This window comes from Mycobacterium sp. E2497 (assembly GCF_001668695.1).
Taxonomy (GTDB): Bacteria; Actinomycetota; Actinomycetes; order Mycobacteriales; family Mycobacteriaceae; genus Mycobacterium.
In genome coordinates this window covers 1-12,893 of record NZ_LZKD01000237.1, presented here as the reverse complement: position 1 = coordinate 12,893, position 12,893 = coordinate 1, and the positions used below count along the sequence as shown (strand labels likewise).

The 12,893-nt window shown below is 69.7% G+C and carries 11 protein-coding genes and 1 pseudogene; 5 read left to right on the top strand and 7 right to left on the bottom strand.

The window, feature by feature from the left end; genetic code table 11:
- Positions 1-117 precede the first annotated feature (117 nt).
- The 5 genes from A5713_RS22050 to A5713_RS22030 all read right to left on the bottom strand — a co-directional run bounded on the left by A5713_RS22050 (position 118) and on the right by A5713_RS22030 (position 5,794).
- The gene (locus A5713_RS22050; protein WP_156751987.1) at positions 118-2,175 is read right to left on the bottom strand and encodes a penicillin-binding protein 2; all 2,058 of its coding nucleotides are present in this window, start codon (positions 2,173-2,175) and stop codon (positions 118-120) included.
- Complete coding sequence (locus tag A5713_RS22045) at positions 2,172-3,374, bottom strand: hypothetical protein (RefSeq protein WP_068098370.1); 1,203 nt, start codon at positions 3,372-3,374, stop codon at positions 2,172-2,174. Before A5713_RS22045 ends, A5713_RS22050 begins: the two co-directional genes overlap by 4 nt.
- Complete coding sequence (gene rsmH / locus A5713_RS22040) at positions 3,371-4,561, bottom strand: 16S rRNA (cytosine(1402)-N(4))-methyltransferase RsmH (protein WP_102417297.1); 1,191 nt, start codon at positions 4,559-4,561, stop codon at positions 3,371-3,373. The genes A5713_RS22045 and rsmH overlap by 4 nt, the downstream gene beginning before the upstream one ends.
- The gene (gene mraZ / locus A5713_RS22035) at positions 4,536-4,967 is read right to left on the bottom strand and encodes a division/cell wall cluster transcriptional repressor MraZ (protein ID WP_007170790.1); all 432 of its coding nucleotides are present in this window, start codon (positions 4,965-4,967) and stop codon (positions 4,536-4,538) included. Before mraZ ends, rsmH begins: the two co-directional genes overlap by 26 nt.
- 422 nt (positions 4,968-5,389) lie before the next feature.
- The gene (locus tag A5713_RS22030) at positions 5,390-5,794 is read right to left on the bottom strand and encodes a DUF3040 domain-containing protein (RefSeq protein WP_067919829.1); all 405 of its coding nucleotides are present in this window, start codon (positions 5,792-5,794) and stop codon (positions 5,390-5,392) included.
- A gap of 310 nt (positions 5,795-6,104) precedes the next feature.
- Between A5713_RS22030 and A5713_RS22025 the strand changes: the two genes are divergently transcribed.
- Together A5713_RS22025 and A5713_RS22020 are read left to right on the top strand one after the other, a co-directional pair.
- Positions 6,105-6,722 carry an N-acetyltransferase gene (locus A5713_RS22025; protein ID WP_067919828.1) on the top strand — a complete coding sequence of 206 codons (618 nt, stop codon included), beginning with the start codon at positions 6,105-6,107 and terminating at the stop codon, positions 6,720-6,722.
- A 140-nt stretch (positions 6,723-6,862) separates the two neighbouring features.
- Positions 6,863-7,510 (top strand): DUF3153 domain-containing protein, encoded by a 648-nt coding sequence (locus A5713_RS22020; RefSeq protein WP_067919833.1) that lies wholly within the window; start codon positions 6,863-6,865, stop codon positions 7,508-7,510.
- Here the strand turns inward: A5713_RS22020 and A5713_RS22015 are convergent.
- Positions 7,507-8,403 (bottom strand): mycobacterial-type methylenetetrahydrofolate reductase, encoded by an 897-nt coding sequence (locus A5713_RS22015; RefSeq protein WP_067919827.1) that lies wholly within the window; start codon positions 8,401-8,403, stop codon positions 7,507-7,509. The genes A5713_RS22020 and A5713_RS22015 overlap by 4 nt on opposite strands.
- 279 nt (positions 8,404-8,682) lie before the next feature.
- Here A5713_RS22015 and idsA2 point away from each other — a divergent pair, with 279 nt between their 5' ends.
- Together idsA2 and A5713_RS22005 are read left to right on the top strand one after the other, a co-directional pair.
- Positions 8,683-9,732, top strand: coding sequence for a bifunctional (2E,6E)-farnesyl/geranyl diphosphate synthase (gene idsA2 / locus A5713_RS22010; RefSeq protein WP_067919826.1), 1,050 nt, complete (start codon positions 8,683-8,685; stop codon positions 9,730-9,732).
- A 4-nt stretch (positions 9,733-9,736) separates the two neighbouring features.
- Positions 9,737-11,299, top strand: a complete 1,563-nt coding sequence (locus tag A5713_RS22005; RefSeq protein ID WP_068098369.1) for an alpha-(1->6)-mannopyranosyltransferase A — start codon at positions 9,737-9,739, stop codon at positions 11,297-11,299.
- Here A5713_RS22005 and A5713_RS22000 read toward each other — a convergent pair.
- Positions 11,293-11,697 carry an Rv2175c family DNA-binding protein gene (locus A5713_RS22000; RefSeq protein ID WP_067919831.1) on the bottom strand — a complete coding sequence of 135 codons (405 nt, stop codon included), beginning with the start codon at positions 11,695-11,697 and terminating at the stop codon, positions 11,293-11,295. The two genes, A5713_RS22005 and A5713_RS22000, sit on opposite strands and share 7 nt — an antisense overlap.
- A 137-nt stretch (positions 11,698-11,834) precedes the next feature.
- Here A5713_RS22000 and A5713_RS21995 point away from each other — a divergent pair.
- Positions 11,835-12,861, top strand: a pseudogene (locus A5713_RS21995) (protein kinase); the annotation flags it as partial.
- Between the last annotated feature and the right edge of the window lie 32 nt (positions 12,862-12,893).

Genomic DNA, 12,893 nt, shown 5'->3' with positions numbered 1-12,893 from the left:
TCAATCGAGTGTGCGTTGAGGGCCTTCAGTGTGCGTTGAAGGCGTGATTCGGGCCCGGATGCCGCCCTGAGCGCACACGCAACGCCGTCACCGCACGATCGGCGACCCGCCAGACCGCTAGGTGGCCTGCAGCGTCAGCGGCGGACCGGGATCGGGCGACAGCGGCACGTTCTCGCGCTGCATGAGCCAGCCGGCGATGTTGTGGAACAGCGGGGCGGCCGAGTGGCCCGGCGTACCGTCCGCGTTGCGCTCCGGGTTGTCCATCATGATGCCGATGACGTAGCGCGGGTTGTCGACCGTGGCCATTCCCGCGAAGGTGATCCAGTAGACGTTGTCGAAGTAGCAGCCGCACGCCGGGTTGATCTGCTGAGCGGTGCCCGTCTTGCCGGCCATCTGGTAGCCCGTCACCGCGGCGGCGGGCCCGGTGCCTTGCTGGTAGCCCATCGGGTCGCGTTGCACCACCGCGCGCAGCATGTTCCGCACGGTCTGGGCCGTCTGCGGCGAAACCACTCGCACGCCTTCGGGACGCGGTTCTTCCGTGCGGGTCCCGTCGGGCGAGATGGTGGCCTTGACGATCCGCGGCGGAATGCGCACCCCGTCGTTGGCGATGGTCTGGTACATGCCGGCCATCTGCAGCAGCGTCATCGAAAGGCCCTGGCCGATTGGCAGGTTCGAGAACGTGCTGCCCGACCACTGGTCGATGGGCGGCACCAGCCCGGCGCTCTCACCGGGCAGCCCGACGTTCGTGCGTTGCCCCAGGCCGAATTTGCGGACCATGTCGTAGAACCGCTCCGGGCCGACGCGCTGGGCGAGCATCAAAGTGCCGACGTTGGAGGACTTTCCGAACACACCGGTGGTGGTGTAGGGCATGACGCCGTGGTCCCACGCGTCGTGGATGGACACCCCGCCCATCTGGATGGTCCCGGGCACCTGCAGCACCTCGTCGGGATTGGACAAGCCGTACTCGATCACCGAGGACGCGGTGATGACCTTGTTCACCGAGCCGGGTTCGAACGGCGACGACACCGCCAGGTTGCCCAGTTGTTTGTCGCCCTGACGCCCGATGTCCTGGGACGGGTCGAACGTGTTGTCGTTGGCCATGGCCAGCACTTCGCCGGTCTTCGAATCCAGCACGACGGCCGAAACGTTGTGCGCGCCCGAGAGATTCTTGGCCTGCTGGACCTGCTGTTGCACGTAGAACTGGATGTCGTCGTCGAGGGTCAGCTGGACCATCGAACCGTTGACCGCCCGGTGCCGGTTGCGGTAACTGCCGGGAATGACGACGCCGTCCGATCCACGATCGTAGGTGACCGAGCCGTCGGTTCCGGACAGCACCGAATCCAGCGACTCCTCCAGTCCCAGCAGCCCGTGACCGTCCCAGTCGATGCCGCCGACGATGTTGGCCGCCAACGACCCGCCCGGGTACTGCCGCAGATCCTGCCGCTCCGAGCCGACTTCGGGGTATTTATCGGAGATCGCGCTGGCGACAGCGGGGTCGACTGCGCGGGCCAGATAAACGAAGTTCTCGTCGCTTTGCAACTTCTTCAGCACGGTCGCCGAATCCGGCTTGTTGCCCAGCCGGGTGGCGACCTCCTTGGCGATGTCCCGCAGCCGCTGCTGCGGATCGGGGGCCGCCGAGTTCTTGTTCTTGGCCTCGTCCAGCTGCTTGCGAATTCGCTTGGGCTGGAACGTCAACGCGCGCGACTCGGTGGTGAACGCCAGCTGATCCTTGTTGCGGTCGACGATGCTGCCGCGCACCGCCTTTTCGACGTCGGTGACCTTGAGCTGGCCCGCGGCCTGGGCGCGCAGCGAGGGCGCGTTGGTGACCTGCAGGACGAACAACTGGGCCGCCGCCACCACGATCAAGACCCCGATGGCCGCGTTTCCCGCCCGGTGGCGGAACACGAACGACGCGCCGCGGCTGCCCGCCTGCATGAGCTGCCGGGTGCGCCGCTCCCGCGCCGAGTGCCCGGTCCCGTCCTGCCGGTCGGCCGGCCGGGCTTTCCCGGTGGCCTTGCCCTCCTTGGCTCTCCAAAACCTCTTCGGCTCGCGGACGTCCTTGGCCTGCTGCTTCGCCCGCCGTTTCGGCTGACGAATCCCCTTGGCCTCCTGGGCTTTACGAGGACCGCGGGTGGGCTGCGATCGCCGGGCGCGGATGGAGTCGCCGGGGCTCACCGGGGCGCACCCGGCATCGCGACGGGCCCGGGCGCCGCGGGCTGCGGCACCAGCACCGGGGCGGCGGGGACGGTGGGGACAACCCCTTGAGGAAGGGCGGGGGCGACCGCCTGGGGAACAGCGAGCGCCGGCGCCCGCTGCACCGGAACCGGCACCTCCGCGGGTAGCGGCGCGGGCACCTGACCGGGCGGCGGAACCGGTAGGCCGCCCAACGGGATCGGCACCTCGGCGGGCAGCGGCGCGAGCGCGGGGCCCGCCGACGGCGCGGGCAGTCCCGGTACCGGCACACCCGATGCGGGCAGCGCACCGGGTCCCGTCGCGCCGGCGGGCGCACCCGGCGCGCCCGGCAGCTGGGGACCCGCCGGCGCCAGGTGCTGGCCACCCAGCGTCGACGCTCCGTCCGGTGCGCGCAACAGGGCCTCGGGCCCGGACCGCGCCGGCGGGGCCGCCACGGGGTCGGGCTGCAGCCGAACGGGGACCTCCGCGGGCGGCGCCGGCGGCGCCGGGGGCTGCGGCGGACCCTGTTCGGGGAGCTTGCTGTTCAACGGTGGCGGCGGCACCCCGTCCGCCGGCTTGGGCGTGCCGACCACCACCCAGTTCCCCGACGGGTCCTGCACCAGGTGCGCGGTGTCCCGCGTCGGGATCATCCCCAGCTTGCGGGCCGCCTCCGCCAGCGCCGGCGCGGATTCCGCTTCGCGCACATCGCGTTCCAGCGCCTCCTTCTGCTGTTGCAGCAGCCGGGTCCTCTCGCGCGCGTGACTCAACTTATAGGAGCGCTCGGCGGAGTCCGTGGACAACCACAGCGTCAGACCAAGCCCGAGACCGAGCGCGCCGATGACCAACACGACGAACGGGACCTTGCTCGCGAGGGTGCGGGGACGCAGATCGATCGCGGCCAGCCGGTCCGCCAGCCGCTCACTCAGGCGAGGGCGAACAACCTTGGGGGCCTTGGCTTTCCGCGCCTTGGCCCGCGCCTTGGCCTGACTGGTGCTCTTGGGCCGCGCCGGCCGCTCGACCGGCCGGGCGATGGGGCTGGTGTGCGGTCCGGACTTGGGCGCGCGGCTCTCGCGGGTGGGCGCCGAGCTCCGCCCGGGCCGGGTGCGGCGGGCCGGGCCCGGATCGGCCGTCGAACGCCTGCTCCGCCGGGCGGAACCGTCGCGCCCGCCGCGGCGATTCGGCGTTTCGCGCTTTGCTTTCATGCCTGGCCCTTCCCGGTTGCCTGCTCGATCCGTTCGACAGCTCGTAGTCGCACCGCGGCGCTGCGCGGATTGCGTTCCACCTCATCGGCATCCGCGCGTTCGGCGCCATGCGTCAGGGACCGGAACCGTGGCTCGTGGCCGGGCAGTTCGACCGGCAGGTCCACCGGTGTGCGGGAGGCGACCGCGTCGGCGAACAACCGCTTGACGATTCGATCTTCCAGCGACTGGTAAGCCAGCACCACCATGCGCCCGCCGACGGTGAGCGCCTCCAGCCCGGCCGGGATCGCGCTGCGCAGCGAGTTCAGCTCGTCGTTGACGGCGATCCGCAGGGCCTGGAAGGTCCGCTTGGCCGGATGCCCCCCGGTGCGCCGGGCCGGGGCCGGAATCGCCTGGTAGAGCAGGGCTACCAGCTCCGCGGTCGACGTGAACGGGGCGCGGGCGCGCTGGCGCACGATCTGCGCCGCGATGCGGCGCGCGAACCGCTCTTCACCGTAGCGATGCAGGATGTCCGCCAAAGCCGCTTCGTCGTAGGTGTTGAGGATCTCCGCCGCTGTCAACGGCGACTCCGGATCCATCCGCATGTCCAGCGGCGCGTCCTGAGCGTAGGCGAAGCCCCGCTCGGCGCGGTCGAGCTGCATGGAGGACACCCCGAGGTCGAACAGCATCCCGTCGACCGATTCGGCCGTGCGGTAACCGGATTCGGTCAGAGCCGCAGCGAGGCCGTCGTAGCGGGTGTGCACCAGGGTGACCCGGTCGGCGAACGGTGCCAACCGGTCCCCGGCGATGTCCAGCGCGCTGGGATCGCGGTCGAGTCCGATCAGCCGCAACCCCGGCAGGTCGGTCAGGAACCGTTCGGCGTGCCCGCCCGCGCCGAGGGTGGCGTCGAGGAGGACCGCGCCCGAACCGTCGGCGTGGTGGCGGGTCAGCGCGGGGGTGAGCAGTTCGACGCAGCGGTGCAGCAGGACGGGCACATGTCCGAAGTTCGCTGAATCGTCAACCACGGCAACACCTCCCCGGGTCGGGCGAGACGCCCCTGACCCCTCGGCGGCCAGGAGGGCCGGCGCCCTTGCATCGAGGTCCCTGTCCGAAGGCACGAACCTGGCGTTGGGGAAGTACGCCAGGGTCGGTTCGGGCAGAGGCCACGTTGCACGGGCATGCGCCTCAGATGATGTCGCCGAGTGCTTCATCGCTGGCCGCGGAGAAGTTCTCTTCGTGGGTCTGCTGGTAGTCCTGCCATGCTTGCGCATCCCAGATCTCCAGGTAGTCGACCGCTCCGATCACCACGCAATCCTTGGAGAGGTTCGCGTAGCGGCGGTGATCGGCCGACAACGTGATGCGTCCCTGCGCGTCGGGATGCTGCTCGTCCGTGCCGGCGGCGAGGTTGCGCAGGAATGCACGGGCGTCGGGGTTGCTGCGCGACGCCTTGCTCGCCCGGCGCGCGAGCTGCTCGAATTCACCCCGCGGATAGACGGCGAGGCTGTGGTCTTGGCTCTTGGTGACCATCAACCCCCCTGCCAGCGCATCGCGGAACTTGGCGGGCAACGTGAGCCGCCCCTTGTCGTCGAGTTTGGGCGTGTAGGTGCCGAGAAACACCAGCTCACCTCCCCGCTCGGGGTCACCCAAACACTGCAGCCACCATACCCCACAATCCCCCACTTCGCCCCATTCCGAGAGTGTCGTGGCGCAGTTTTCCGGGTTATCCGCCACCCGGGGCCCCCACTCCGCCCCACTGCGGCCTCCCTAGCGCTCTGAAGTGCGCTTTTTTCTTGCTTGTGGGGGCGCCGTGAGTACCCGCCAAAGCCGCGACCCGATGGCTTGAGTGGCCCCGGGTGGGGGCCGGTGGGGCTCGAATCCTGCCCCAAAGCTCGGTTAAGGCTCGGTTCGGCGTCGAAACGGCATCGACGGTTCGGCGATGGCGGGCCGGTCGGTATCTGGCTGCGACGATGGCGGCACCGGGCCGGTACGGACATGAAAACGGGGTAGCCGATGGCTACCCCGATGCGTCGGCGATGCCGTTAGTCGTCGAAGCGACGCCGGAAGCGGTCTTCCATGCGACTGGTGAAAGAACCTCCGCCGCCCTTGGTGCGGCGCTGGCGCAACGACCCGGGCGCCGAGCCCGGGTGGTCGGGCCGGCCGGACAACCGCGGACCGGTGATGGCGAACACCACGCCACCGAACATCACGATGAATCCGAAGACACTGAGAATCGGGAAGTTTCCGATCATGGTGGCCTTGAAGGCCACGCCGGAGACCAGCATTGCCAGGCCGATAACGAACAACGCCGCGCCCTGCAGGCGGCGGCGCGCGGTGGGTGCACGGAACCCTCCGCCGCGGACACTCGACGCGAATTTGGGATCTTCGGCGTAGAGAGCGCTCTCGATCTGATCGAGCATCCGCTGCTCATGATCGGAGAGTGGCATTCGTCCCTCCTTGCCGACAGTCTGGCGCGTAACTATCGATAGCACGCGGATGCCCGTTGCGCGGGCAACTAATTGAAATGATACGAGGTCAATCTGCGCCATACCACTGGTTCGGTCGCGATTCTATCCCGGCCGCGGCCGGGGGCCCATCCGAGCCGGAACGGCCGTGCGCTACAACCGGCTTCCCCGCCCGCGGTGGTTCGCCGCTTCGATGCCGCAACCGCTCGCCAATCGGCCTCCCCCGGGGCCGATAATGGCGGTGGCGAAGCGGGCCGGACGAACGGGCGCAGGACGAGGAGGACACCGCGAGTTGGCGATATTCCTCATCGATCTCCCGCCCACCGACATGGAGCGCCGTCTCGGCGACGCCCTCAAGGTGTACGTCGACGCGATGCGCTACCCGCGGGGCACCGAAAACCAGCGGGCCGCGATGTGGCTCGAGCACATCCGCCGTCGCGGCTGGCGCGGCGTGGGTGTGGTGGAGACCGAAGCGGCCGAGCCGGCCGGCGGCGCGGACGCACCGCTCCCGCCCGCCACCGAGCTGAGTAACGCGCCGCTGCTCGGCGTCGCCTACGGCTACCCGGGGGCGCCCGGCCAGTGGTGGCAGCAGCAGGTCATCCTCGGCCTGCAACGCGGTGGCCTGCCGCCGCAGGAGATCGCCGGCCTGATGAACAGCTACTTCGAGTTGACCGAGCTGCACATCCATCCGCGCGCGCAGGGCCGTGGCCTGGGTGAGGCGCTGGCCCGGCGGCTCCTCGCCGGCCGGGCCGAAGAGAACGTCCTGCTGTCCACGCCGGAGACCAACGGTGAGCTCAACCGAGCCTGGCGGCTGTACCGGCGGCTGGGGTTCACCGACGTGATCCGCCGCTATCACTTCGCGGGTGACCCGCGGGCCTTCGCGATCCTGGGCCGCAAGCTACCGCTGTGACCGCCGGCCGCCAGGCGCGTCCGGGCAGACCCGCCGAAGCGGCAGGCCGGATCTGGCACGATGACCTGGTGCGCGCCAGCCCTGCCCCGTCCCGGCCCCGAGGATTCACCGCGCGGCGGCGCCGCCTGGTAGCCATCGCGATGCTGCTCATGCTGGTGCCGCTGGCCACGGGGTGCCTGCGGGTCAGGGCGTCGCTCACCATTTCGCCCGACGATCTGGTGTCCGGCGAGATCGTCGCCGCCGCTAAACCCAAGACGCCCAAGGACACCGGCCCTCAGCTGGACAGCAACAACCTGCCGTTCAGCCAGAAGGTGGCGGTGTCGAACTACGACAGCGACGGCTACGTGGGGTCACAGGCGGTGTTCTCCGATCTGACCTTTGCCGAGCTGCCGCAGCTGGCCAACCTGAACTCCGACGCGCAGGGCGTCAACCTGTCGCTGCGCCGCAACGGCAACCTGGTGATCCTCGAGGGCCGCGCCGACCTCACGTCGCTCACCGATTCCGAAGCCGACGTCGAGCTGACCGTCGCCTTTCCCGGCGTGGTGACTTCCACCAACGGCGACCGGGTCGAGTCCACGGTGGTGTCCTGGAAGCTCAAACCCGGCGTCGTGAGCACCATGACCGCCCAGGCCCGCTACACCGACCCGAACACCCGCTCCTTCACCGGGGCGGGCGTGTGGTTGGGCATCGCGTCCTTTGCCGCCGCCGGCGTCGTCGCGCTGCTGGCCTGGATGAACCGCGACCGCTCGCCGCGGGTGACCGCCCCCCGCGACCAGCCGCCCAGCTAGCCCTGCTGCGCAGGTGACCAGTACGCCAGCATCTCCGCGAACGTCTGGAAAGCGGGCGCCGACACCCCGTAGGTCGCCTCGAGGTGGATGCTCAGCGGGAAGCCCAGCTCGGCGACCCCGTCGATCACGCTTTTGTACAGGTCGACCATGAGCCGACGCTTCTGCGGCGGTTCGCTGCCGGCCAATCGCCTGACGAACTCCTGCTCGGCGGCCACCGCCGCGTTACCCGGGTCCTGAATCAGCCAGTTGATCAGGCCGACCCGGCTCTCCATCTGCGGGACGAAGCCGAACGACAGCAGGATCTCCGGCCGGTGGTCGGTGCTCTCGGCGAACTCGCGCAGGAACCCCACGATCGCGTCGGAGTACAACAGCTGGGTCATGCCGTAGGTGGCGCCCTGGTCGCATTTGAAGTTGAACCGGCCGTGTTCCCCCTCACGGGTGGGGATCAGGATCACGCCGCGGTTGGGCACCAACTCGCGATAGATCGACAGCGCATCGGTCGGCGCGACGCCGGACCCCTCGCCGTCGTTCATGGTGCGCGGCACGCCGACGAAGACCACGCCCTCCATCCCGGCCTCGCGCAGATCGGTGAGCCGCTTGCGCAACGTCGGCTCGTCCGAGAAGGCGGTGACCTGGGTGCACAGCCCGTGCATTCCCGCCAGCTCGGGCTTGACGATCGACCAGAAGTCCAGGACGTCCAGCTTGGGTTTCATCGCAATGGGACGGTCGTCGTCCTCGGCGATGATGCCCGGAATCATCACGTGCCGGAGCCGGCCGACGAGACCGTATTCCGCCGAGAACTGCACCACCTTTCGCGCGTCTTCGAGCGCCCGCTCCCGGCCTTCATCGGCGTTGGGTGGCACCAGCTCGAGCGCAATGGTGTTGAGTGTCACGCGCCTTCTCTCCATCCGACGAATGTTTGGGGCGTCTCCCGGCCGCAGCAGCGGGCGGCCCCGACACCCCCGCCAGCATAGGCGTGGGGGTGCCACCCCCCTTGCGGCGGAATAGTAAGGCAGTCGAAGCAACCGCTGCCGCCCGCCCTCCCCGTGTGGCAACGACCTCCGGCGCTGCGCCGAATACACTGGTCGGGCCTGCCATACACCGGAGCCACGTCGAGGGAAAGGGGCGCCGCGCTGAGCCCGAAAGCCCCAGCAGCAGCGGCAACCGTCGAGTTGACCGGCGCGATCACCGATCGACTGCGGCGGTACCTGCACGACCGGCGCGCCGACACCGCCCACATCGGCGGCGACTACGAGGTATTGGTCGCCGCCCTCGAGGATTTCACGCTCAATGGGGGCAAACGGCTGCGGCCCGCCTTCGCCTACTGGGGCTGGCGCGCCGTAGCGACCGAAGAGCCCACTTCCGAAGTGCTGCTGCTGTTTTCCGCGCTGGAGTTGCTGCACGCCTGCGCGCTGGTGCACGACGATGTGATCGACGACTCGTCCACCCGCCGCGGCCGGCCGACGGCTCACGTCAAGTTCGCCGAGCTGCACCGCGACCGGCGGTGGCGAGGCTCACCGGAGCGATTCGGCATCTCGGCCGCCATCCTGCTCGGTGACCTCGCGCTGTCCTGGGCCGACGACATCGTCTTTCGCGCTGACCTGACCCCCGAGGCCGCGCGGCGCGTCCAGCGGGTGTGGGCCGCAATCCGCACCGAGGTGCTGGGCGGTCAATACCTGGACATCGTCGCCGAAGCCAGCGCCGACGAATCGATCGCGTCGGCGATGAACGTCGACACCTACAAGACCGCCTGTTACACGGTGTCGCGACCGCTGCAATTGGGGGCGGCCGCCGCCGCCGACCGACCCGACGTGCAGGACGTGTTCGGCCGGTTCGGGACGGACCTCGGGGTGGCGTTCCAGCTGCGCGACGACGTACTGGGGGTGTTCGGGGACCCGGACGTGACCGGCAAGCCGTCGGGTGACGACCTGCGGTCGGGCAAGCGCACCGTGCTGCTGGCCGAGGCGCTGGAGCTGGCGGACAAGTCAGATCCGTTGGGCGCCAAGCTGTTACGCGACTCGATCGGGGCGCAGCTGACCGACGCGGAGGTGGACCGGCTGCGGGCGGTCATCGAGTCCGTGGGGGCGCTGGCCGCAGCCGAACGGCGCATCGCCGAGTTGACCCGGCGGGCGCTGGACGTGTTGGCGGCCGCGCCCATCGACCCGGCGGCCAAGACGGGGCTTTCCGAGTTGGCCCGCATGGCCACCGACCGGTCCGCCTGAGCCGATGACGACCCCGACGCACATCCCGCCGTCCGACATCCCGGGAACGGAACCGGCTGGCGGCGGGCGGTTTTCGCGCCTGCGCGCGTTCGCCACCAGCGAGCAGTCCGCGCCGGCGAAGCTCGGCATGCTCGGTTCGTTACTGATCACCGTGGGCGGCCTGGGGGCGGGCAGCATCCGGCAACACGACCCGCTCTTGGAGTCGATCCACATGTCGTGGCTGCGATTCGGCCATGGCCTGGTGCTGTCTTCCGTGGTCTTGTGGACGGGTGTCGGCCTCATGCTGATCGCCTGGCTGGGGCTGGGCCGGCGCGTACTGGCCGGCGAGATGACCGAGTTCATGATGAAGGCCACCACCGGCTTCTGGCTGGCGCCGTTGCTGCTGTCGGTGCCCGTCTTCAGCCGGGACACGTATTCCTACCTGGCCCAGGGCGCGCTGCTACGCGACGGCCTCGATCCCTATGCGGTCGGCCCGGTCGCCAACCCGAACAGCCTGCTGGACAACGTCAGTCCCATCTGGACGATCACCACCGCCCCCTATGGCCCGGCGTTCATCTTGGTGGCGAAGTTCGTCACCATGGCCGTCGGCAACAACGTGGTGGCCGGGACGGCGCTGCTACGGCTGTGCATGCTTCCGGGACTGGCGCTGCTGATCTGGGCCACCCCACGATTGACCCGCCACCTCGGCACCGACGGCCCGACGGCGTTGTGGATCTGCGTTCTCAACCCGCTGGTGCTCATCCATCTGATGGGCGGGGTGCACAACGAGATGCTCATGGTGGGGCTGATGGCCGCCGGCATCGCGCTGAGTTTCGCCGGCCGCCACGTCCTGGGCACTTCGTTGATCACCGTGGCGATCGCGGTCAAGGCGACCGCCGGCATCGCCCTGCCGTTCATGGTCTGGGTGTGGACGCGGCATCTGCGTGACCGCCGCGGGTACCGGCCGGCCTGGGCGTTCGTGGCGGCCACGGCGATGTCGCTGCTGATCTTCGCCGTCGTGTTCGGGATCCTGTCGGCCGTGGCACACGTGGGCCTGGGATGGCTGACGGCGCTGGCCGGGTCGGTGAAGATCATCAACTGGCTCACGGTGCCGACCGCGGCCGCCAACCTCATCCACGCCGTGTTCAGCGGGGTTTTCGCGGTGCACTTCTACCCGCTGCTGCGGATCACCCGGCTCGTCGGCATCGCGACCATCGCGGTGTCGCTGCCGCTGTTGTGGTGGCGGTTCCGGCGCGACGACCGGGCCGCGCTGACCGGCATCGCGGTCTCGATGCTGGTCGTGGTGCTGTTCGTCCCCGCGGCGTTGCCGTGGTATTACTCCTGGCCGCTGGCGGTGGCGGCCCCGCTCGCGCAGTCACGACGGGCGATCGCGATCATCGCCGGCCTGTCCACGTGGGTGATGGTGATCTTCAAACCCGACGGCTCGCACGGGATGTACTCATGGCTGCACGTCTCGCTGGCCACCGCCTGCGCGCTGGTCGCCTGGTACACCCTCTACCGCGCCCCCGACCATCGGACCGACAACCGGTCCGATCAGGCCCGCGAAGACGAAGTCACCGCTCAGTAAGCCATGGCCTGCGCCCGGCGCACCACTTCGCGGGCCTGGTGCGCGTGTAGGGCGTCGACGGGGCGGGCGTTGCTGATGGCATCCCGGCTGCCGTCGTGGGTGATGGTCAACGAGGGGTCGGGGGTGAACAGCCACCGCACGATCTCGGTTTCGTGGTAGCCGCCGTCGTGCAGGATCGTCAACAGTCCTGGCAGGCTCTTGACCACCTCACCGGACTTGGTGAAGAACACCTGCGGCACCACCACGCCGCCGTCCCGCTTCACCGCGACCAGGTGACCCTCGCGGAGTTGCTGCTGGACCTTGCTGACCGAAATCCTGAGCAATTCGGCCACCCGCGGCAGGTCGTAGGTTGGCTCGTCGGGATCCAAAACGTCGTCGCCGGCAGGAATGCTGCTCACGGCGCCAGTGTAGGCCTTGCCACGCGGATCGAACCGGTGTTTTCCGGCCAATCGGGGGCCGCACCTACGATGGCCCCGTGGCCGAAGCTGAACCGCCCGGCGCTGCCCCGGGACGCCCCGGCCCGCATCGCCGCCGGATCGACACCGCGACGGGAGACCCCTTGGAGGGCGCGTTGCTGGATGGCCGATACCTGGTGCAGTCCAGGATCGCCAGCGGCGGAACGTCGACGGTGTACCGCGGTCTGGACACCCGGCTCGACCGGCCGGTGGCGGTGAAGGTGATGGATTCCCGCTACGCGGGCGACGACCAGTTCTTGACCCGGTTTCAGCGCGAGGCCCGCGCGGTCGCCAGGCTCAAGGACCCGGGCCTGGTCGCGGTCTACGACCAGGGCTTGGACGCCCGCCACCCCTTCCTGGTGATGGAGCTGATCGAGGGCGGGACGCTGCGCGAGCTGCTGGCCGAGCGCGGGCCGATGCCGCCCTATGCCGCGGCCGCGGTGCTGCGCCCGGTGCTGGGTGGCCTCGCCGCGGCGCACCGGGCCGGTCTGGTCCATCGCGACGTCAAGCCGGAGAACGTGCTGATCTCCGACGACGGCGACGTGAAGATCGCCGATTTCGGCTTGGTCCGCGCCGTCGCGGCCGCTGGAATCACCTCCACCAGCGTCATTTTGGGGACCGCGGCCTACCTCTCACCCGAGCAGGTGCGCCACGGCGACGCCAGTCCCCGCGGCGACGTGTACTCCGCCGGGATCCTCACCTACGAGTTGCTCACCGGCCGAACACCGTTCACCGGCGACTCGCCGCTGTCGATCGCCTACCAGCGACTGGACACCGACGTGCCGCCGCCCAGCGCCCAGATCGACGGTGTGCCGCCGCAGTTCGACGAGTTCGTGGAGCGCGCGACCGCGCGCGACCCCGCCGACCGGTACGCCGACGCGATCGAAATGGGCGCCGAACTCGACGCGATCGCCGAAGAGCTTGGGCTGCCGGACTTTCGGGTCCCGGCGCCGCGCAACTCGGCGCAGCACCGCTCGGCGGCGCTGCAGCGTGGCGGCACGAGCCAGCACCCGGTCGCGCCGGCACGGCCCGAACCACCCGCGGCCGCCCCGGTCCGCCAGCCCACCGCCACCCAGATCAGCACCATGCGCCGGCCGTGCTGCCGGGCGAACGCGAATTCACTGATCGGAATGCCCGCG